General features: G+C 63.1%; 18 protein-coding genes. 4 read left to right on the top strand and 14 right to left on the bottom strand.

Going from position 1 to position 20207, the window contains the following annotated elements:
* Window positions 1-7 precede the first annotated feature (7 nt).
* The 12 genes from FHX11_RS05975 to FHX11_RS05920 all read right to left on the bottom strand — a co-directional run bounded on the left by FHX11_RS05975 (window position 8) and on the right by FHX11_RS05920 (window position 11491).
* Window positions 8-745 carry a helix-turn-helix transcriptional regulator gene (locus tag FHX11_RS05975; RefSeq protein ID WP_184356061.1) on the bottom strand — a complete coding sequence of 246 codons (738 nt, stop codon included), beginning with the start codon at window positions 743-745 and terminating at the stop codon, window positions 8-10.
* A 473-nt stretch (window positions 746-1218) separates the two neighbouring features.
* Complete coding sequence (gene fliF, locus FHX11_RS05970; protein WP_184356059.1) at window positions 1219-2898, bottom strand: flagellar basal-body MS-ring/collar protein FliF; 1680 nt, start codon at window positions 2896-2898, stop codon at window positions 1219-1221.
* A 166-nt stretch (window positions 2899-3064) separates the two neighbouring features.
* Window positions 3065-3454, bottom strand: a complete 390-nt coding sequence (locus tag FHX11_RS05965) for a hypothetical protein (protein WP_184356057.1) — start codon at window positions 3452-3454, stop codon at window positions 3065-3067.
* A 17-nt stretch (window positions 3455-3471) separates the two neighbouring features.
* Entirely contained in the window at window positions 3472-4026 is a 555-nt protein-coding gene (gene cheD / locus FHX11_RS05960) for a chemoreceptor glutamine deamidase CheD (protein ID WP_184356055.1), read from the bottom strand.
* On the bottom strand, window positions 4023-4412 hold the full coding sequence (locus tag FHX11_RS05955) for a response regulator (RefSeq protein ID WP_007695708.1): 390 nt from the start codon (window positions 4410-4412) through the stop codon (window positions 4023-4025). Before FHX11_RS05955 ends, cheD begins: the two co-directional genes overlap by 4 nt.
* A complete protein-coding gene (gene cheB, locus FHX11_RS05950) occupies window positions 4412-5455 on the bottom strand; it encodes a protein-glutamate O-methylesterase CheB (protein WP_184356053.1) in 1044 nt (347 codons plus the stop codon). The genes FHX11_RS05955 and cheB overlap by 1 nt, the downstream gene beginning before the upstream one ends.
* Complete coding sequence (gene cheR / locus FHX11_RS05945) at window positions 5452-6360, bottom strand: protein-glutamate O-methyltransferase CheR (protein ID WP_184356051.1); 909 nt, start codon at window positions 6358-6360, stop codon at window positions 5452-5454. Before cheR ends, cheB begins: the two co-directional genes overlap by 4 nt.
* Complete coding sequence (locus FHX11_RS05940; protein WP_184356049.1) at window positions 6357-6824, bottom strand: chemotaxis protein CheW; 468 nt, start codon at window positions 6822-6824, stop codon at window positions 6357-6359. Before FHX11_RS05940 ends, cheR begins: the two co-directional genes overlap by 4 nt.
* 4 nt (window positions 6825-6828) lie before the next feature.
* The gene (locus FHX11_RS05935; RefSeq protein WP_184356047.1) at window positions 6829-9138 is read right to left on the bottom strand and encodes a chemotaxis protein CheA; all 2310 of its coding nucleotides are present in this window, start codon (window positions 9136-9138) and stop codon (window positions 6829-6831) included.
* 16 nt (window positions 9139-9154) lie between these two features.
* Window positions 9155-9520, bottom strand: a complete 366-nt coding sequence (gene cheY1 / locus FHX11_RS05930) for a chemotaxis response regulator CheY1 (protein ID WP_028751177.1) — start codon at window positions 9518-9520, stop codon at window positions 9155-9157.
* Window positions 9517-9813: an STAS domain-containing protein gene (locus tag FHX11_RS05925; RefSeq protein WP_184356045.1), complete on the bottom strand. Its 297-nt coding sequence runs from the start codon at window positions 9811-9813 to the stop codon at window positions 9517-9519. Before FHX11_RS05925 ends, cheY1 begins: the two co-directional genes overlap by 4 nt.
* A gap of 61 nt (window positions 9814-9874) precedes the next feature.
* Window positions 9875-11491: a globin-coupled sensor protein gene (locus tag FHX11_RS05920; protein WP_184356043.1), complete on the bottom strand. Its 1617-nt coding sequence runs from the start codon at window positions 11489-11491 to the stop codon at window positions 9875-9877.
* Window positions 11492-12183: 692 nt separating this feature from the next.
* Between FHX11_RS05920 and FHX11_RS05915 the strand changes: the two genes are divergently transcribed.
* The gene (locus FHX11_RS05915) at window positions 12184-13680 is read left to right on the top strand and encodes a glycosyltransferase family 39 protein (protein ID WP_246780909.1); all 1497 of its coding nucleotides are present in this window, start codon (window positions 12184-12186) and stop codon (window positions 13678-13680) included.
* Here the strand turns inward: FHX11_RS05915 and FHX11_RS05910 are convergent.
* Complete coding sequence (locus tag FHX11_RS05910) at window positions 13677-13931, bottom strand: helix-turn-helix transcriptional regulator (RefSeq protein WP_210292356.1); 255 nt, start codon at window positions 13929-13931, stop codon at window positions 13677-13679. The genes FHX11_RS05915 and FHX11_RS05910 overlap by 4 nt on opposite strands.
* A gap of 102 nt (window positions 13932-14033) precedes the next feature.
* Between FHX11_RS05910 and FHX11_RS05905 the strand changes: the two genes are divergently transcribed.
* The 3 genes from FHX11_RS05905 (at window position 14034) to secD (ending at window position 18974) form a co-directional block, all read left to right on the top strand.
* Window positions 14034-15887: a cation:proton antiporter gene (locus FHX11_RS05905; RefSeq protein WP_184356039.1), complete on the top strand. Its 1854-nt coding sequence runs from the start codon at window positions 14034-14036 to the stop codon at window positions 15885-15887.
* A gap of 15 nt (window positions 15888-15902) precedes the next feature.
* A complete protein-coding gene (locus tag FHX11_RS05900; protein WP_184356037.1) occupies window positions 15903-16322 on the top strand; it encodes a hypothetical protein in 420 nt (139 codons plus the stop codon).
* A gap of 93 nt (window positions 16323-16415) precedes the next feature.
* Complete coding sequence (gene secD, locus FHX11_RS05895) at window positions 16416-18974, top strand: protein translocase subunit SecD (RefSeq protein WP_184356034.1); 2559 nt, start codon at window positions 16416-16418, stop codon at window positions 18972-18974.
* A gap of 134 nt (window positions 18975-19108) precedes the next feature.
* Here secD and FHX11_RS05890 read toward each other — a convergent pair whose 3' ends face one another.
* Window positions 19109-19981 carry an SMP-30/gluconolactonase/LRE family protein gene (locus tag FHX11_RS05890; protein WP_184356032.1) on the bottom strand — a complete coding sequence of 291 codons (873 nt, stop codon included), beginning with the start codon at window positions 19979-19981 and terminating at the stop codon, window positions 19109-19111.
* Window positions 19982-20207: the final 226 nt, after the last annotated feature.

Raw genomic sequence — 20207 nt, 5'->3', positions numbered from 1 at the left:
TCCGCCTTCAAACGAGGTTGTTCCTGACGGCAAAGGCGATCGCTTCCGATCGCGTCTTCGTCGCGGTCTTGCGCATGACGCTGGTGATGTAGTTGTTGATGGTATTGCGCGAGATGCCGAGGATCATGGCGATCTCGTCGCTGGTCTTGCCCTCGGCGATCCAGAACAGACATTCCAGCTCGCGCTCGGTCAGATCGAAATCCCGCTCCAGCTTGCCTTCGACGCTGCGGGTGAAGCTGGCGAAATAGCCGGCCAGCAGCCCGACGTCACGCAGCCGCTCCGGCGACATCGACAGGCTGTCGCCGGCCAGCAGCATCAGCGAAAAGCGCGTACGGCCGACATTGAAGGTCAGCGCGCAATATTGGCGGCCAGCGCCTTCCGGCAATTCGACGTCATCGGGCAGGAAGGCAACATTCGGCTGAAACAGCGACATGCATTTTTCCAGTTCGCCGGTGCGGCCATAGCCGCTCGTCAGCTCCGAGGCCAGGCGCCGCACGAGGTCGAAGGGCCAGTCGGAGGAGACGACGAAATCGAGCCCGCTTTCCTGGATCAGGTCGCAGCGCGCCAGAAGATAGTGAGAGGCGCCGGCATAGCCGGTCAGCAGGCGCATGCCGGATTGCAGATAGGCAGGACCGGCGATGGCGCTCAACTGCTGAATGAGCTGATCGCGCGACATCGCATTGGCGGCGGCGATCGATCGCGCATCCCTGTCGCCCTTGCTTGCCTGCGATAGCTGCATGTCCATTATCTGTATTTCCTGCGACTGTCAGACGACCGAACGTCAACGAGAGCATCGCTTGGCCTGGACCCAGCGCATAGCTTCGAAAACCGGGACCGACTTTCGGAAAAGCGTCTGCGCCAACTCAAATCATTATCGCGCGAGATGCACATTCAGATAACCGCGCGATGTGCAAAGGCGCCAACATGAATCTGATTTCGGCAATCGCATTGGCGCGACCCGCCAAAAACGCAATCAACGAACCATAAACTGATTTCCCGCGCCCTGGCCCCTTCACATCCCTGAATTGACCGAACGCGGATCTAGAATCACACTCGCGACGCCTGACTATTATTGCGAATAGACGGCCTGACTGTAAGTCGATTCTTTCTACCCAGCAATGACATTTGCGGCCGTTCCACGGGTTGCCAACACTTCTGACGCGCCGCTTTCGCAATGCCGCTCACGCAGAAAGACCGGGATTTCTCCCGGTCCTGTTCCTATGCCGCTGTGCCGACGGCCCATTTTCTGAGGATCTTGGCGGCGCGCTCTTCGCTGATCTCCACCATGCGCGAGAGGCGACGTTCCGGCCCTTCCTTGACGCGGCGGTTGAAGGTGCCGCCGTCCTCGCCCATCGACAAGAGGTCGTCGGTGCTGTCGAAGCCGAAGTCCGAGCCGAAGCCATCCATCAGCGCCGCCCCCGGTCCGCCGACCGCGCCGGGCGCAAAGTCCGGCAGTTCCAGCCCGCCCGCTTCCGGCAGAGCCGCGGCGCTAGCGCCGCCGCCGAGCGAGCGGATCAGCGGGCGGAAGCCCATCCAGACGATCAGGAAGGCGACCGCGACGAAGGCGAGCGAGTTGACGATGCCGGCGAGGTTGCGGCTCAGCATGTCGGTGATGCTGAAGCCCGAGGCGCCGTCGTCAAGCAACTGCGTATCCAGGAAGTTCATCGCGTTGACGGTCACCACGTCGCCGCGGTTGGGATCGATGCCGGCGGCTGTCGCGACGATCTTCTGCATTTCGGCGATGTAGGCATCGACCTTGGCCGGATCTGCCGGCTCGCCGACCATCTGGGCGACACGGCCCTTGTTGACCACGACGGCGACCGAGAGCTTCTCGATCCTGTAGCTGTTGCGGACCGTTGCGATCGTCTTGCTGTTGATTTCGTAGTTGGTCTGCTCTTCGCGCTTGTCGGACTGGTCGTTCGAGGTCGGCCCGTTGCCGCCGGCCTGCGGGGCCGCCTGCGGCACGTTCTGCTCGACGGTCGCGGCCGTATCGGACTGGCGCTGCTGCGACTTCTGCGCTTCCTTGGTGGTGCGTACCGAGCGCTCGACCTTGGAATCCGGATCGTAGGTGGTTTCCTGCACCTGCTGGCTGTCGGTGTTGAGCTGCGCGGTCACGCTGGAACGGAAATTGTCGAGGCCGAGAAAGGGCGCCAGCGCCTTGTCGATATTCGATTCGACCTCGCTCTGGACGTTCTGCACGATGCCGAGATTGCGGTTCAGCGCGCCGTTGCTCTGATCGTCGCCGGAGGCGAGCAGCTGGCCGCTGGAATCGAGGATCGTGACATCGTCCACTTCCAGGCCGGGCACGGCGGAGGCGACGAGATGGCGGATGGCCTGCGCCGACTTGCGGGCAGCCTCGGCATTGGCGCGGATCATCACCGAAGCCGTGGGCTTCTGATCCGCCTTCCGGAAATTGCCGACATCCTGCATGACGATATGCACGCGCGCCGCGCTGATGCCGGCGATCGAGGTGATGGTGCGGCCGATTTCACCCTCGAGGGCGCGGACGCGGGTCACTTCCTGCATGAAGGAGGTGAGGCCGAGCGAGCCGACATTGTCGAAGAGTTCGTAGCCGGCATTGGTGCTGTTGGGCAGGCCCCGCTCGGCGAGAAGCGCGCGGGCCCTGCCGGTCATGCCGGCCGGTACGGTCAGGCTCGTGCCGTCGGACCCCACCTGGAAATTGATCTTGGCTTCGGCGAGCGCAATGCTGATCTGGTTCAGATCGGTCGCGTTGAGACCGATATAAAGCGTTTCCTGGGCGGGCTTGTTGACGTAAAGGGCCGCAAACAGGATCAGCGCCATGGATACGACGCCCACGCCGGCCAGCGCCAGCAGCCGTGTTCTTCCCAGATTCTGCAGATTCCTGAACAAAGGAACTAATTGATTTAACAGATTCATTCTGTTCTCGCACGATTCGTCAAAGCCCTGATGGCTTTGTGCCTTGCAGCGAAGATAGAAATCGAAACTTGTGCGAACGTTTCGTCCAGCCGCAAAGGCGCGGGAATTCGAAGAAAGCTATCCAGAATAATGGAGGAAAAACAATATAGGGTGTCGAGGGCCGCCGTCAGAAGAAATCGAAATCGCCGGCCGCCTTCGCGAGAGGCTGGGAATGCCCGTGACGCAGGCCGCCGCTCAGCGCCTTCTGCATCTCGGTGAGCTTGACCAGGCTCAGCGCGGTGGCGACGTCGACCATCCAGCCGTCGGGCATCTCGCTGCTGATCGTATCGATGAATTCGGCGATGCCGCGCGTCTTCTGCACGGCAAGATCGATACCCTGCAGTACCTTCATCGCATCGGGCGATTCCAGAACATTGACTTCGCTGAGATCAAGCAGCTGCGGCTCGATGCGCTCGATCAGATAAGCGATATCGTGCAGCTCCGCGACGATGCGCATCAGTATGGCGGGCAGTGCCTCCTGCATGGTCGACGTATCGGTGCGCGGGGTGATGGTCATCGGATAGTCCTCGCTGATCAGAAAAATTCAATCGCATTGTCGACTGGCTTCGGAGCCGCGACAGGGCGTTGTTCCAGGGCCACGGTCTTCTGCGTTTCGGCGCCGGTCAGCGGATATTGCCGCGCGCGGCCCGAGACCGGCCAATATTCCACCTTGCGGCCATGCTCGCCGCCGGTGCTGGAGCCGACCACCGGAATGCCTTCGTCCCGCAGGAACTCCATGGCAAAAGCCGCGTTCTGCTCGCCGACATTGGAGAAGGTGGCGATGGTCTTCGCGCCGCCGAAGATCTTGGCCTCCAGCCGGTCGCGACGCGCGCCCTGCTTCAGAAGGCCGTTGATCAGCAGTTCCATCAGGTGCACGCCGTAGCGCGTCGCGTCACCGCCGCTCGTCGGCGAGGTCGCCATGCCCGGCAGCAGAAAATGGTTCATACCACCGACGCCGGCGATCGGATCGCGCAGGCATGCCGCCACGCACGAGCCGAGAATGGTCGCCAGCACCACATCGGGGTCGCTGATGACCTTGTACTCGCCTTGAATGATGTGCACGCGACGGGCGGCAGCCTCGACGGTCATTTCAACGCTCCGAACACGGCCTCGATCGCCGCCTTCATTTTTTCGATGGTGAAGGGCTTGGCCAGAACATTGTTGGCGCCAAGCTGGGCCGCCTTCTGCACCAGGGCGCGGTCGCCCTGGGCCGTCAGGATGATGAAGGCCGCTTTCTTCGTTGCCGGATTGGTACGGACCGCCTGAAGCAGGCCGAGGCCGTCCATCTTCGGCATGTTGAAATCCGAGATCACCAGATGATGCGGCTGCTGCTGCATGATCTTCATGCCCTGCTCACCGTCACCGGCGGCCGTGATCTGCTTGAAGCCCAATTGCGTCAGCGCATCGCTGAGCAGAAGACGGCTGGTGACCTGATCGTCGACGATCAGAACTTTGATTTTCTCCGCTAGAGACATTATTCGCTCCCTTCCTTTCGGGCGGCTGTTGCTTTCAATATTTCCTCGCCAATGGCGTTCAGCGGAAACTGCTGTTCGACGGCGCCGAGTTCGAACGCGACCCTCGGCATCCCATAGACCACGCAGGTCTTTTCATTCTGGCCGATGGTTCGCGCGCCAGCATGGCGCATCTTGAGAAGGCCGGCGGCGCCATCGCGGCCCATGCCGGTGAGGATCACGCCGACGGCATTGCGGCCGGCAAGTTCGGCAACCGAATCGAACAGCACATCCACCGAGGGACGATGACCGTTGACCGGCGCGCGCTCGACCAGGCGGCAATGCGGCGCCGAGGCGTTGGCGACCTGGAGATGCCTTTCGCCGCCTGGCGCCAGATAGATCTTGCCGATCTCCAGCCGCGCGCCATCGCTCGCTTCCTGCACCACCGGAGCGCAGAGGCGGTTGAGCCTTTCGGCGAAGCTGCGGGTGAAGCTGGGCGGCATATGCTGGGTGATCACCGTCGGCGGGCAATTGGCCGGGAACTTCTGCAGCACCGTGATCAGCGCCTCGACGCCGCCGGTGGACGAGCCGATGGCGACGATCTTCCGGCCGACGCGGAAATCCGCAACCGTCGGCGGTGGGGCCTGAGTGGCGGCGGGCTTTACATATTGCCGCTGGGACCGGGCCGCCGCCTTCACCTTTTCGGCCAGATCGCCGAAGGGGCGAGGTTCGCCGGGGACTGGCTTGCCGACGCAGTCGAAGGCGCCGATTTCAAGCGCGGTCAGCGTGGCCTCGGCACCGCGATGCGTCATGGTGGAGACCATGATGACCGGCATGGGCCGCAGCGTCATGATCTTTTCGAGGAAGTCGAGACCATTCATGTTCGGCATCTCGATATCGAGCGTCACGACGTCGGGATTGAGCGCCTTGATGGCGGCGCGCGCTTCCATCGCGTCGCCGGCCTGGCCGATGACGTCAACTTCGGGATCGGAGCGCAGGACGGCGGTGATCAGGCCGCGCATGGTCGGCGAGTCATCCACGACGAGGACACGGGCGGGAGCACTCATGGTTTTCTCCCCGCGTTCCTGCCGAGATAGCGATAGGTGGTGATGCCGATATTGTCGAAGAGGTGCTTGGCGTCGCCGGAGACCCGCTCGGAATGACCGATATAGAGATGGCCGCCGTCCTGCAGCTGGCCCGCGAAGCGCGACCAGATCTTCGTCTGCGTCGGCTCGTCGAAATAGATCACGACGTTGCGGCAGAAGATAACGTCGAAGCTGCCCTTGAACGGCCATTGCGCCAGGAGGTTCAGCTCGTTGAAGGTGATCAGCCGCTTGACGCGATCGTCGATCTGGAACTTGCGCCGTCCCTGGATATCGACCTCGCGGAACCATTGCTTGCGCATGGCCGGTGATACGGTTTCGAGCGCCGGCTCGTCATAGGCGCCCGCGCGGGCAAGGCCGAGAATCTTCGGATCGATATCCGTCGCCAGGATCTTGAAATCCAGCTCCGCGACATTCGGCATCAGCGACAGGACCGTGAGCGCGATCGAATAGGGTTCCTGTCCGTCGGAACAGGCGGCCGACCAGATCCGCACGCGGCCGCCCGCCTTGGCGCGCGCCAGCAGTCCCGGCAGCACCTCGTCGCGCAGATGGTCGAAATGATGGTTCTCGCGGAAGAAGCGGGTGAAATTGGTCGTCAGATGCGACAGCATCTCACGCCGGGCAGCTGCCCCCGCCGGCGAGGAGACCAGCTGACAGTAGTCGCGAAAGCCGGGCAGGCCCAACGCGCGAATATGTTTCGACAGGCGCGAATAGACTAGCGAAGCCTTGGTTTCGTTCAGCGAAATCCCGGCATCCGAATAGATCATCGCGGCGATTTCCGAGAGATCGCGCCGGGTCAGCGGATATTCGCCGCTGGCCAGAACCTCGTCGGGAGATGCCCTGAAATCCGTTGCTCCCATTACGCTCATGCAGCCAGACTTTCGTGCTCGGGAAACAGGGTTTCGAGTTCGATGAGGCAGATCATGCGGCTGTCGATCGCCAGGATACCGCGCGCGAACTGCCGCTCATGATCGGAAGAGATTTCCGGCGTCGGCTGAATAATCTCGTCCGTCACCGTCAATATGTCGGACACGGCATCGACCAGCAGGCCGACGACCTTGCGCTTGACCTGGGCGACAATGATCACATGCCGCGCGGTCGGCACGGCCTGCTTCATGCCGAGCCGGCCGGAGAGGTCGACGATCGGCAGGACGGCGCCGCGCAGATTGATGACGCCGAGAATATGCGGCGGCGCATGCGGCATGGGCGTCGCCGGCGTCCAGCCTCGGATTTCCCGAACGGACATGACATCGACGCAGAATTCCTGGTCGCCGATCCGGAAGGCGATCAGCTCGCGGGCACCCTGGGTCATGTTCTTGATCGCGTAGGACATCGGCTCACCCTGCCGCTGCGTAGGATATTTCGGCCTTCAGCGATTGCCCGCGCGAGGCACCGACGACAGCATCGACATCCAGGATGAGCGCGACGCGGCCATCGCCGAGGATAGTCGCCGCCGCAATGCCTGGGACGTGGGTATAATTCGCCTCGAGGCTCTTGATGACGACCTGGCGCTGGCCCTGAATGGCATCGACCATCAGCGCGCGCTGGCCGCCGCCTTCCGATTCCACCAGCAGGGCGACGCCATCGACCGGATTGGCCTGCGTCGGGCGGAAATTCAGGATGCGGCCGACATCGACCAGCGGGCAGAAGCTGTTGCGGATCGAGATGAGCCTATGGTTGGCGCCGAAGGAATGGATGGCCGAAGCCTCGGGCTGCAGCGTCTCGACGATGGCCGTCAGCGGCACGACCAGCGTCTGGCCGGCGACCGTGACCACCATGCCGTCGAGGACGGCGAGCGTCAGCGGCAGGCTCATGGTGAAGACCGAGCCATGGCCCGGCTTGGAGCTGATGTTGATGCGGCCGCCGAGCGCCTGGATCGAGCGCTTGACCACGTCCATGCCGACGCCGCGGCCGGAAATGTCGGAGATCTTGTCGGCGGTCGAGAAGCCCGGCAGGAAGATCAGGTTGTCGATTTCCTCATCGGAAAGATTGGCGTCGGCGGCGATGAGATCGTTGTCGATCGCCTTCTGGCGAACCTTCTCGCGGTTGATACCGGCGCCATCGTCGGCGAGCTCGATCAGAATGCGGCCGGACCGATGCTTGGCGGTGAGACGGACGGTGCCTTCCGGGTTCTTGCCGGCGGCGGCACGTTTTTCCGGCGTCTCGACGCCATGGTCGACGGCATTGCGGATCATGTGCGTCAGCGGCTCGGCCAGCTTATCGATGACCGTCTTGTCGACTTCGGTATTCTCGCCCTCGGTGATCAGGCGGATCGACTTGCCGGTCATGTCGGCGATTTCGCGGACGATACGCGACATGCGCTGGAACACCGGCTTCACCGGCTGCGCGCGGATCGCCATGACGCTGTCCTGGATCTCGCGGGTGAGCTGCTGCAGCTCCTCAAGGCCCATATTGATCGAAGATGCGCCGTTGTTGTCGTTCTCGACGACGCTCTGCGACAGCATCGCCTGGTTGATCACCAGCTCGCCGACGAGGTTGATCAGCCGGTCGACGCGATCGAGATCGACGCGAATGGTCTGGCCGACGCCTGCGGCCGCGGCATTGTTCTGCGCGGCGGCACTGGCGGCCAGAGCGGCGGCAGCGGCCGCTTCCTTCTTTTCGACACGGGCGGCGGCGGCCGCGAGCTGCGTGACATTGCTCGCGGTTTCGGCGGCGGCGACAGCGGCCGCGGCATCGTTTGCGGGCTCGGGCGCTTCCTCGACGGCCGGCGCGGCCTGCTCGCCGCCATCGCCGTCAAGAATGGAGAGATCGAAGGGCACGGGCACCATCGGCAGCTCTTCGCCATCCTTGGACGTGGCGGCACCGTCGATGCGCTGGACATCGAGTTCGCAATCCCACTCGGCGAATTCGAAGACGGTGCGGATAGCGTCTTCGCCCTTGTCCGTCTTGATCGAGATCGTCCAGGCGAAATAGGCACCTTCCGCGTCGAGCTGGTCGAGCACCGGCAAGGCATCCATGTCGCAATGAACGCCGAGCTCACCGATGCGCGCGAGATCGCGTAGCAGCAGCGTCGCATCATTGCCCTTGGCATAGAGATCGGCGCGCGGCTTGAAACTGACCCGGTACTCCGGCATGTCCGCTGATGCGTCGTCGGCGCCGAAATCGTCGTCGAAGCTGAAGGGGATCGGCTGGAAGCCGCTGTCATCGGTAGGCGTAGGCGCGGGCGCGATCTCGGCGGGTGCCGGCGCGGCGGCCTTTGCCGGCTTCGGCGCGGCTTCGGCAACCGCCGTCGCCTGCGGCAACTGGCCGAGCGCCAGTGCTTCCAGTTCCTTGACCAGTCCCCTGCTGCGCGCGGGATCGACGCTGCCGCCGTCGCGGGCCACATTGGTCAGATCCGCCAGTACGTCAGCGGCCTTGAGCATGACCTTCAGGACATCCTGGGTCGGCTCCAGCTTGTTGGATCGAACGCAATCGAGCGTCGTCTCGAAGACGTGCGCGAAGGAGACAAGGTCGTCGAGACCGAAGGCCCCTGCCCCACCCTTGATGGAATGAACGGCGCGGAAGACGGCATTGACGGTTTCCGGATCGCGGTCGCCGTCATTCATTTTCAGGAGACCAGATTCCAGTTCGGCGAGCTGCTCCTCGCATTCCTGGAAGAAGATCTCTTTGATTTCGTTCATATCCATGGGTGGCGAATCCTGTTTAAGCGGTTACGCGCTCGATGGCATCGATCAGCTTGGCGGGGTCGAACGGCTTGACGATCCAACCCGTCGCACCGGCCTGGCGGGCACGGTTCTTCTTTTCGGCATCGCTCTCGGTGGTCAGCACCAGGATCGGGATCGCGCGGTACTTGTCGTTGCGGCGCACGCCCTCGATGAAGCCGAAGCCGTCAAGACGCGGCATGTTGATGTCGGTGACGATGACATCGGGATTGGCTTCCTCGAGAACCTCGAGACCCTCGACGCCGTCTTCGGCCTGAATGGTCTCGAAGCCGGCATTGTTGAGGGTGACGAGAAGCATGTTTCGAATGGTCCGTGAATCGTCCACGGTCAGCACTTTTTTCTTCATTGCCGGATCTCCTTGGCAAGCAGGTGATCGATATCGATCCCGATCATCTGCATCGTTTTTTGAAACGCATCCGACGCCTTCGAGAAGGTGAAGGAGAGCTTGTCCTCCTCCCAGGTCTTGGCGGCGGCCATGATGACCTGAATGCACAAGGCCCCGATCCTCTCGACGCCGGACGCATCGATCGCGACATTGCTGCCGCGCAAACCCATCAATTTGCCGCGAAGTGCCGAGGCCTCGTTGAGGTCCAGCACCGCGGCCAGACTGAATGTCTTTTCGCCTTTCCTGCTCGGCATCGCTTAATCCTTATTGTCTGAAACCGGGCCCGATGGCCCGCATGCGCATGAAACAGAACTATCAATAAGCATTCCGCACACCCCCGAGACCTGTCCGGCGGAGCGGAAAATCGAATGCGGCGGCGTGATCCTCTTCCGGCTCGACCGGCACCTCGCGCGGCCGCGAAACCGGCGGGCGCGCCTGACGCCGTTCGCGCTCGATACGGAATTCGCGAACGGTGCGACCGAGTTCGAGAATGGTGTCGTGAAGGTGATCGGCCCCTTCCTGCGAGCGCTGGGCAAAGCCGCCCGCGGCTGCGGCACGGTCGCCCAGGCCGTCGATCTCGGCCGTCACCGTGCGCAGGCCGGCAGCCTGTTCGTCAGTGGCGGCAGCAATGCCGGAAATGGCATCGTTGATATCGGCCACCTGGCGCACGATGCTGCCGATCGCATCCTGCGTTTGTCCGACCATCTGCACGCCGGCGTCGACCTGCGCCTTGGTTCCGCTCACCAGCACCTTGATCTCGCGGGCGGCATCGGCGGAGCGCTGGGCGAGCGCGCGCACTTCCTGGGCGACGACGGCGAAGCCGCGGCCGCTGTCGCCGGCGCGGGCGGCTTCGATACCGGCATTGAGCGCCAGGAGATTGGTCTGGAAGGCGATCTCGTCGATGACGCCGGTAATCTGGCCGATCTTTTCGGCCGAGGTCTCGATATCGGCCATGGCGGAAATGGCCTGGCCGACGATCCGACCGCTGTCTTCGGCCGCTGCGCGGGTGGACCCGGCGGCGCGTTCGGCCGAGCGGCTATTCGAGGCGGTGCTGCGAACCTGATCCGCCAGTTCGGCAAGCTGCCTTGCCGCGGCCGTCAGCCCGGCGGATTGTTCCGCAGTGCCTTTGGCGAGGGATCGGCTTTCGCGGGCGATGGCATCCGCCGTCGTCTCGGCCGTCTGCACGCCGCCGGAAAGCGCGGCGAATTGCCGGGCGATATCGTCCAGCGCGGCATTCAGCGCCTCGACCAGTTCGGCATAGGCGGCGGGAACATCGGCCGGGGCGCGAACGGTGAGGTCGCGTTCGGCCAGACCGCGAATGACATCGACGAAGAGGCCGGCCGCCTCGGCCTGATCGGCCTCTCGCTGCTCGGCAAGCGCGCGCTGATGGCTGAGGCGCAGCTCGTTGAAACGCAGCGATACGGCAATCTCGACATCGACCATGACGAGGCGAACGATGGCGGCGATCAGCGTGTTCAGTTCGCGAGCCCGGCGCTTGGCACCGGGCAGGATCGCCCGACCGCCCATCTCCTCGACGATACCGGTCAGAATGTGCTCCAGAACCACGCCATGGCCGGCGACATGCCAGCGCGGGTCGAGCCCCATCTTGCTTTCGGTATCGGAGAGAACCTTGACCCGCTCCGCATAGAGGCTATCGAAGCGGGCGTCCGTCAGCACGCCCCAATGCGAGGCCTGCAGGTCCTGGAGCCGTTCGAGCTGGCTTTCCCCGGCAAAGTTGCGGGCGGCATCCGGAAAGCTCTGGAAACGATGGAAAAGATCGCGCAGACCCGACTTCAGGCTGATATCGAGCATCGGCCGGTTGCGGCGCACGATCTCGCATTGCGCGGCATCGAGGCCCGCAAAGCGCAAGCGGTCGCGAAGGCTGCCTGCCTGCGCCCGTCCTGCCTGATCTGACGGCGAATCCTGCGCCAAAATCGTCCCTGCCGAACTGCCGGGCGCAAGGAGCCCCGGCGAAACCGCTGATGATCCGCTTCAGACGCGATGGGAGGACGAGGATAGGCGCACGGTGCCACCGGCCGAAAAACCGGGGCTCTGAAGCTCGCTCGTTCATCAAAGTCTGCTTACGGACCTGTTTGATGACATGGATACCGGATGGACCCGGTACGACGGGGCGGCTTCATGCCTGGTGGAAACGAGTAACAGTTTTCCCATTCCGACGTGCAGCTTCAATATTTATGGTTAATTCCTTGCTTGAAGGTTAATAGGCTGAACGGGCGTTCCCTTTTGCCATGCCGAGGTCAGTCAGGGGCAAGCTTCGTGCTCTAATCCGGCAGGCAGAGACAGTCTCCACCTTGACTGGGCTCAATGTCGATTGGGAGAGAGCAATGATTGTTCTTGGATTGACCGCCTCGCTGACCGCCGGCCTGACGCTCGCCGCCTTCGCGTTTCTGAGCCGCCTCGAACAGGCACGCGCCAGGATCGCCTCTCGCGTGCTTTGAAAAGCCCTCCCGACGGACGCGAACGACACAAATCTCTCACAAAAGCACCTTAACGGCGCGACATCGCACGCGCCGACGGCCATCATTCTCTGATAACGGACGCTGGCGTAGCGCTTGATAGTTCCGTATGAAGCCTCACCACCAGGCGCAGAGATCGATCCGTCAATGTCCGAAACGACCCATTCCGAAACAAACCGTCAGGCGCTGTCGCTTAAGCTCGGTCTTGCCATCATCTTCGGCATCACGCTCTGGCGCGTGGTCATGCTCGCCTTCAACAGGACCGATCTGTTCGTCGACGAGGCGCAATATTGGTTCTGGGGCCAGAATCTCGATTTCGGCTATTATTCGAAGCCGCCGATGATCGCCTGGGTGATCCGCTTCTTCAACACGATATCAGGCTCGGACTCGACCTTCTGGATTCGCGTGTCCGCCCCCCTCTTTCATCTCGCCACCGCGCTGATGCTGATGTGCACGACACGGCGGCTGTTTGACGACGAGACGGGCCGGGACATCGCGCCCTGGGCCGGCGTCATCTTCATCACCCTGCCGGCCGCCTCGCTTTCGGCGGTGTTGGTGTCGACCGATACGATCCAGATCCTGTTCATCACCATCGCCATCTGGGCCTTCATCGGACTGACGCGCCGCTCGTCCCTCCTCGAAGCGCTGATCCTCGGCGTCAGTCTCGGCATCGCCTTCCTGACGAAATATTCGGTGCTCTTCCTGCTGCCGGGCGTCGGCATCGCCATGCTGACCTTGCGTTCGGCGCGCATTGCCTGGCGCGACGTGATCATCGCCGCCATTGCCGGCGCCATCGTCGTTTCCCCGAACCTCTGGTGGAACTTCGCCCATGATGCGGCGACGGTGCGCCATACCCAGAGCATCGCGCAATGGAACGGCGCCGGCGAAGGCGCCGGGCCGCTGAAACATCTGCTGAGCGGCCTCGGCTTCTTCGGCGCACAGTTCGGCGTCGTCGGCCCCATCATCTTCTATGCCCTGCTCTGGGCCGCCTGGCGCCTGATCCGCCGGCAAGGCGACGACAGGGAGACGTTGCTCTTCTGGCTGTCCGTTCCGGTCGTGGCGCTGATCACGCTGCAGGCGCTGTTTGCCAAGGCCTATGCCAACTGGGCCGTCAGCGCCTATGCCGCCGGCACCATCCTCGCCGTCTGGCTGCTCTATCGCCTGACGAAAAAGGGGCTCGTCACCTCGCTGATCATCGGCGCGGTCGTCGCCTTCGTGCTGCCGGTGCTGACGGTCTTCGCCTATGATATCAAGGTGCCGAACGGCGATCTGGTGATGAAGCGCTATGTCGGCCGCAGCGCCATCAGCCTGGAGGTCGCCGATATCGCCGCCAAGGCGAACACGCCCGATATCGTCGCCAGCGACCGCGATATTCTCGCCGATCTCTTCTACACGCTGAAGGGTCAGCCCTATCGCATCCATGCCCGCAATCTCGGCGGCTTCCCGAAGAGCTATTACGAGCAGAACTTCTCGCTGCCCGCGAGCGTCACCGGCGACCTGCTCTATGTCGACGACCAACCGTTCGATTGCGCGACGGGCCGCTCGGAACTCATCAAGAGCTGGACGCCCGACTTCGGCTACAAGAGGGGCAAGACGCTCTACGCCTATCGCGTTTCGGCGAGCTGCCTGGCGCCCAAACCCTAATCCTGCTTCGGGCCGGAAGGCTGGCGGCGCAGACAGACGCCCCAGCCGAACTCAGGCATGTCCGCGAAGACGACGCCGCCCTCCTCGAAGGCGAGACGCAGCTGCGCCTCCGTCGCCCGATGGATGTCGTGATGGCCGCCTTCATAGTCACGAATCGTGCTCCGTGACACGCCGGCCTTTTCGGCTATATCCGACTGTGTCCAGTCAAGGAGCCCACGCGCCGCGCGGCAGAGCGCGGGGGTAAGAATCATTGGTTTGCCGCCTTGATTCACGATCTAAAACCAACCATATTGGTCAACATAAGCCAAATTTATCACAGTTCGCACGGGATTTCCAGCATCGAGGAGATGGCAATGCCACATGATACGCCTTTGATTTCGACCATCGTCATGGGCCTCGTCATGGCATTCATCCTCGGCGCCATCGCCAACCGGTTCAAATTGCCGCCATTGGTCGGCTATCTCATCGCCGGCGTGCTGGCGGGGCCGCATACGCCGGGCTTCGTCGCCGACCAGAGCCTGGCGCCGGAACTTGCCGAAATCGGCGTCATCCTGCTGATGTTCGGCGTCGGCCTGCATTTCTCGCTCAAGGACCTGCTGTCGGTGCGCGGCATCGCCGTTCCAGGCGCGATCGTCCAGATCGGCTTTGCCACTTTGCTCGGCTGGGGGCTCGGCGCGCTGATGGGCTGGCCGCTCGGGGGCAGCCTGGTCTTCGGTCTTGCCCTCTCCGTCGCATCGACCGTCGTTCTCCTGAAGGCGCTTCAGGAGCGACGGCTGGTCGAGACCGACCGCGGCAAGATTGCCGTGGGGTGGCTGATCGTCGAGGATCTGGCCATGGTGCTGGCCCTCGTCCTCATTCCCGCCGCCGCCAGCATTTCCGGCGACGGCCACGGCACGGTCGAGCCGCTGTCGGCCGGCCTCAACCGGCTGCTCGGCCTTGATTTGGGCATCACCGGCATCATCGGCATGACGCTTTTCAAGGTCGCCGCCTTCGTCGGGCTGATGCTGGTCTTCGGCCGGCGAATCATTCCCTGGATTTTGCATCGCATCGCCCATACCGGCTCACGCGAGCTCTTCCGCCTCGGCGTGCTGGCCATCGCACTCGGCGTCGCCTTCGGGGCCGCCAAGCTCTTCGGCGTGTCGCTGGCGCTCGGCGCCTTCTTTGCCGGCATGATCCTGTCGGAGAGCGAGCTCAGCCATCGGGCGGCACAGGAAAGCCTGCCGCTGCGCGACGCATTCGCCGTGCTGTTCTTCGTCTCGGTCGGCATGCTGTTCGATCCGAACATCCTGATCGACAATCCGCTGCCGCTGCTGGCGACCGTGTTCATCATCGTCATCGGCAAATCGGTCGCCGCCTTCGTCATCGTGCTTGCCTTCCGCAAACCACTCAGTACGGCGCTCACCATTTCCGCCAGCCTGGCGCAGATCGGCGAATTCTCCTTCATCCTCGCAGCCCTCGGCGTCGAACTCGGCCTGTTGCCGGAGGAAGGACGCGATCTGATCCTCGGGGGCGCGATCATCTCGATCATCCTCAATCCGCTCGTCTTCATCGGCTGCGACTGGCTGCGCAAGGTCATCGAAGGCAAGAAGCAGGGCGAAATGCCGGAGAGCGCCGAGCCCGCAGCACCGGCGGAAGTCCCCGCAACCGGCGATGCCGCGCCCGCACCCGCCGAACAGCCCGTGGCGGCTGAGATCGACGAGGAACACCGGACGGTGTCGCTGACCGGTCATGCCGTGCTGATCGGCTATGGCCGCGTCGGCAGCATCGTCGGCGCCAATCTCAAATCCGCCGGCACGCCCTTCGTGGTCATCGAGGATTCCGACAAGCGCATCGGCGAGCTGAAACAGGCGGGGATCGAAGCGATCTACGGCAATGCCGCGGCGGCGCAGGTTCTCGGCTACGCCAATATCGCCGAGGCCCGCAGCCTGGTGATCGCCATTCCGAATACTTTCGAGGCTTGCAGCGTGGCCGAACAGGCGCGCGCCATCAACCCGTCGATTCTGATCGTCGCCCGCGCGCATTCCGATGCCGAGATCGACGTGCTGCAGCAATATGGCGCCGATACCGTCATCATGGGAGAACGGGAAATTGCGCTGGGCATGGTTGACCGGCTGGCGCAAGTGCATCATGACAGGCCGCACTATGAAGATGCCGAGCGTCCTGATATCATCACCGAACCGTCTGACGCCGCTCCGGCAAAGGAATGAAGGCCCTTATAACCGTTGAACCCGTTCGAATTCGGCGCCGCCGACAGCGAAGAAAACGATGACAGGACGCACCACGCCGGAACGCGCGTGATCGCTTCGCTGTTCGTCGCCTTTTTCGCCTATCTCGGACTGGCGCTCGGCGGCGGCATCAACCTCGCGGCGCGGGCGGATGCGGAAAGCTTCTCCTCCGGCAAGGACAGCCAGCCGCTTTATCTCAGCCTGCGCGATCCCGTGCGGGGCTTCGTGGTCGCCGACCGCACGGCCCTGCCGAAAGCCGCCTGGCATGATGTCGGCCCGGCATTGCTCGCGGCCGTTCCATCGTTCGGCCCTCTTACCGGTCCCTGGCAACCGCGCGATGGCGGCGACATCACCAGGCCCGACATTCTAGCGCTTCGCGCCTATCTGGCACGCGCTCCGCCGGCCAGCCTCGCCTGACCGGTTCCTGCGCCCATCGGCGCATCCCCGACATGATCTACGTCCGCCAGCGGCCCTGCCGCTGGTATCAGCGTATCTCCAAGGATAATACCCATGCGCACTTCCCCATGGCTGGTGGCACTCTATTCAGTGATCATCGTGCTTGGCCTTTTCATTGCCCTGCCGAACGTGCTTCCGCAGTCGGTCCTGAGCAAGATCCCCTCCTGGCTTCCACATAGCCAGGTTTCCCTCGGCCTCGACCTTCGCGGCGGCTCCTATCTCGTTCTCGAAGTCGACGAGAAGGATCTGACCAACGGGCGGCTGCAATCGCTGCAACAGGATTCGCGCCGCGTCCTGCGCGACAAGAACATCCTGACCCGCTCGATCGTCCGCAATGGCGATCAGATCGTCGTGACGCTCACCGATCCCTCGCAGAGCGGCGATGCGGTGACGCAGTTGCAGACGCTTGCCAATACGATCTCATCCGGCCTTTCCGCCGGCCAGTCGGACCTGACTGTCGCCCCGAACGGCGGCACGATCACCCTGTCCTTCTCCAAGGCCGGTATCGCCAGCAATGTCGATTCCGCCGTCCAGCAGAGCCTGGAAGTCATCCGCAAGCGCGTCGACCAGGTGGGCGTCGCCGAACCGACCATCCAGCGTGTCGGCCCGAACCGCGTTCTCGTCCAGCTTCCGGGCGCACAGGACCCGTCGCACCTGCGCGAGCTGCTCGGCTCGACCGCGAAAATGTCCTTCCATCTGCTGGCCGACAATGTCGATCCGAACAATCCGGGTCCCGGCGTCACCATCCTGAAGGACGAACAGGGCCAGAGCTATCCGGTGCTCGACCGTATCGAACTGTCCGGCGACCGCCTGACGGACGCCCGCGTCAGCTTCGATCCGAACACGCACGAGCCGCTCGTCACCTTCCGCTTCGACAGCGCCGGCGCCAATCGTTTCGCGGAAATCACCCGCGAAAACGTCGGCAAACCCTTCGCCATCGTCCTCGACAACAAGGTGCTGAGCGCTCCGAATATCCGCGAGCCGATCACCGGCGGTTCCGGCCAGATTTCCGGCAACTTCACCGCCGACAGCGCAACGACGCTCGCAGCGCTGCTGCGCGCCGGCGCCCTGCCGGCCAAGCTGACGGTCATCGAAGAGCGCACCGTCGGCGCCGACCTCGGCAGCGACGCCATCCAGAAGGGCATCTACAGCGGCCTCATCGGCTTCGTCCTGGTTGCCGCCTTCATCTTCGTGCTCTATGGCGCCTGGGGCATCCTCGCGAATGTCGCCCTGCTCATCCACACGATCCTGACCTTCTCGGCCCTGACGCTGGTCGGCGCCACGCTGACGCTGCCCGGCATCGCCGGTGTCGTCCTCGGTATCGGCCTTGCGGTCGATGCCAACGTTCTCATCAACGAGCGCATCCGCGAAGAAACCCGCAAGGGCGGCAGCGCCTTTTCCGCCATCGATAACGGCTTCAAGAAGGCTTATTCGACGATCATCGACGGCAACATGACGGCCCTGATCGCGGCCGCCATCCTGTTCTACTTCGGCTCCGGCCCGGTTCGCGGCTTTGCCGTGACCATGGGTCTCGGCCTCATCATCTCGATGTTCACCTCCGTCGCCTTCGTGCGCGTCGTGATGATCGCCATCACCCGTCGCCGCAAGCTGAAGGTTGTCAACATCAGGCCGCTCATCCCCTTCAGCCCCTATGACAAGCACATCCAGTTCATGAAGGCCCGCTTCTTCGGCGTCACCGTCTCGGCGATCCTGTCGATCGCCTCGGTGGTACTGTTCATCCATCCGGGCCTCAACTACGGCGTCGATTTCCGCGGCGGCATCCAGATGTCGGTCAAGACCAAGGACGCGGCCGATCTGGCGACCTTCCGCGAAGGCCTGAACACGCTTGGCCTCGGCGAAATCGCACTGCAGTCCTTCGGCGACAACAACAGCCTCCTCGTCCGCGCCCAGCGCCAGGACGGCGGCGAAGAGGCGCAGACGGCCGCGGTGACCAAGCTCAAGGCGGAAATCGTCAAGATCGACCCAAGCGCGACCATCGAAGGCACCGATGTCATCGGTCCGAAGGTCTCGGGCGAGCTTGCCTGGGCCGGCATCCTGTCGGTCGTGATCGCCAGCCTGGCGATGCTCGTCTATATCTGGGTGCGGTTCGAATGGCCCTTCGCGGTCGGCGCCATCGTCACGCTGGTGCTCGACGTCACCAAGGCGATCGGCTTCTTCGCGATCACCGGCCTCGATTTCAACCTGACGGCCATCGCCGCGGTCCTGACGCTTGTGGGATATTCGGTGAACGACAAGGTCGTGGTCTATGACCGCATGCGTGAAAACATGCGGCTCTACAAATCGATGCCGCTGCGCGACATCATCGACAAGTCGATCAACGAGACCCTGGCGCGAAGCCTCTATACCAACGCCACCGCCTTCCTGGCGCTGGTGCCGATGGCGATCTGGGGCGGCAGCGCCGTCTCCAGCTTCGCGATCCCGATGGTATTCGGCATCCTCGTCGCTGGCGCCTCGTCGATCTTCATCGCAGCGCCGATCCTGCTCTTCCTCGGCGACTGGCGCCGCCGTCATGCCAAGGCCGTCGCCAACGACGCCAATGCGGCCGACGGCAAGTCCGGCAAGGACAACAAGCAGATCCCGGCCGCCGAATAAGCGGCGGGCCGATCCGAATGAGGACATGCCCGGTTGCGGGCATGTCCATCCGCCATCAGGCGGGAAATGCCCCATCCTGTTGTTTTTACGCAATTGCGGGCGGAGAACCGTTGCACGGTTTTCCTGGAATTGCTCTAGATCGAGGGCATATACAGCGGCAGGCCTGGACGTGGCGCCGCCATTCTTTCCAAAGCACCGTTTTCCTGTTCGGTCACGAGCAGATATTTGCCATCGCGCGTGAATGCGAGATTGCCGGGGCGCATGCCGTTGGTGCGGATGCGGCCCGCGATCTTCCCCGAGCGATCGATCAAGCCGATCTCTCCCAATCCGTAGAGCGCGCAATAAAGCACGCCGTCGCGATCGAAAGCCATGCCGGCCGGTCCGCGCAGCGTGTTGACGGCCGGCGACGGCATGACCTGCGCGAAGAGTTCCTGCCGCGCTCCGACCACCTGCCGATGGATTTTGCCGGTCAGCGTCTCGCTGTAATAGAGCCGCCCATCGGGGCCGAAGGCGATGCCGCCGGCATGCAGCAGGCCGGTCGCCAACACCCGCAGCACCCGCCCCTCCGCCGGGTCGATCTGATAGACGCGGCCATTATAGGAGGCATGAAAGAAATCGGGATTGATATCGCCGCCTTCGCGCAGATCGGAGATGCGGACGCCGGAATCGGTCATGTAGAGCAAGCCGTCCGGGCCGAAAGCAAGATCGTTCGGATAGACGAACGGCCCATCCGCGCCGCCTTCGATCACCTGCAGGGTCCGGCCTTCGGCAGAAAGACGAACGAGAGAATTTTCCGGACCGCCGGCAACCCAGAAACAATCATTGCCGTCGACCGCCAGCCCACTGGGGCGGCCACCGGCCCGGCCGATTTCCTGCCGCGCGCCGTTGGCGGCGATCACGGTCAGACAGCGGCGGCTATCGTCCATCTCCACCAGTGCGACGCGCCCGTCCGTCAGGGCAACCGGCCCTCCAGGCTGGCGCAATCCGGTGGCGATCGTCTCGTTCATTCTCGGAAACCCTCACCTCAGCACTGCGAAACGCACCTGTCATAATTGTTACATAAGAACACAAAAGAACGTTTTCGAGCAGGCATTCATTAAATCTGAAGCCGTCCGCTGGCCGTGGGGATCACAACCATGTGTGGCTCCGGCCGATCTTGACAGTTTTAGCCGATTCGGAACATTCATCGAACACTTGGACAATCCGGCGATCATGATTCGCATTTGCGTCCGA

Origin of the sequence: Rhizobium sp. BK602 (assembly GCF_014195095.1) — a bacterium.
In the GTDB taxonomy this organism is placed as follows: domain Bacteria; phylum Pseudomonadota; class Alphaproteobacteria; order Rhizobiales; family Rhizobiaceae; genus Rhizobium.
This window is presented reverse-complemented; position numbering and strand designations above follow the sequence as displayed.

Bases quoted from the DNA above. Each gene is read 5' to 3' on its own strand.
- FHX11_RS05910 (WP_210292356.1), bottom strand. From the start codon at position 13,931: ATGATTCTTACCCCCGCGCTCTGCCGCGCGGCGCGTGGGCTCCTTGAC.
- FHX11_RS05905 (WP_184356039.1), top strand. From the start codon at position 14,034: ATGCCACATGATACGCCTTTGATTTCGACCATCGTCATGGGCCTCGTC.
- cheR (WP_184356051.1), bottom strand. From the start codon at position 6,360: ATGAGCGTAATGGGAGCAACGGATTTCAGGGCATCTCCCGACGAGGTT.
- FHX11_RS05975 (WP_184356061.1), bottom strand. From the start codon at position 745: ATGGACATGCAGCTATCGCAGGCAAGCAAGGGCGACAGGGATGCGCGA.
- FHX11_RS05935 (WP_184356047.1), bottom strand. From the start codon at position 9,138: ATGGATATGAACGAAATCAAAGAGATCTTCTTCCAGGAATGCGAGGAG.
- FHX11_RS05965 (WP_184356057.1), bottom strand. From the start codon at position 3,454: ATGACCATCACCCCGCGCACCGATACGTCGACCATGCAGGAGGCACTG.
- FHX11_RS05925 (WP_184356045.1), bottom strand. From the start codon at position 9,813: ATGCCGAGCAGGAAAGGCGAAAAGACATTCAGTCTGGCCGCGGTGCTG.
- cheD (WP_184356055.1), bottom strand. From the start codon at position 4,026: ATGACCGTCGAGGCTGCCGCCCGTCGCGTGCACATCATTCAAGGCGAG.
- cheB (WP_184356053.1), bottom strand. From the start codon at position 5,455: ATGAGTGCTCCCGCCCGTGTCCTCGTCGTGGATGACTCGCCGACCATG.
- FHX11_RS05890 (WP_184356032.1), bottom strand. From the start codon at position 19,981: ATGAACGAGACGATCGCCACCGGATTGCGCCAGCCTGGAGGGCCGGTT.
- cheY1 (WP_028751177.1), bottom strand. From the start codon at position 9,520: ATGAAGAAAAAAGTGCTGACCGTGGACGATTCACGGACCATTCGAAAC.
- FHX11_RS05955 (WP_007695708.1), bottom strand. From the start codon at position 4,412: ATGTCTCTAGCGGAGAAAATCAAAGTTCTGATCGTCGACGATCAGGTC.
- FHX11_RS05940 (WP_184356049.1), bottom strand. From the start codon at position 6,824: ATGTCCTACGCGATCAAGAACATGACCCAGGGTGCCCGCGAGCTGATC.
- secD (WP_184356034.1), top strand. From the start codon at position 16,416: ATGCGCACTTCCCCATGGCTGGTGGCACTCTATTCAGTGATCATCGTG.
- fliF (WP_184356059.1), bottom strand. From the start codon at position 2,898: ATGAATCTGTTAAATCAATTAGTTCCTTTGTTCAGGAATCTGCAGAAT.
- FHX11_RS05915 (WP_246780909.1), top strand. From the start codon at position 12,184: ATGTCCGAAACGACCCATTCCGAAACAAACCGTCAGGCGCTGTCGCTT.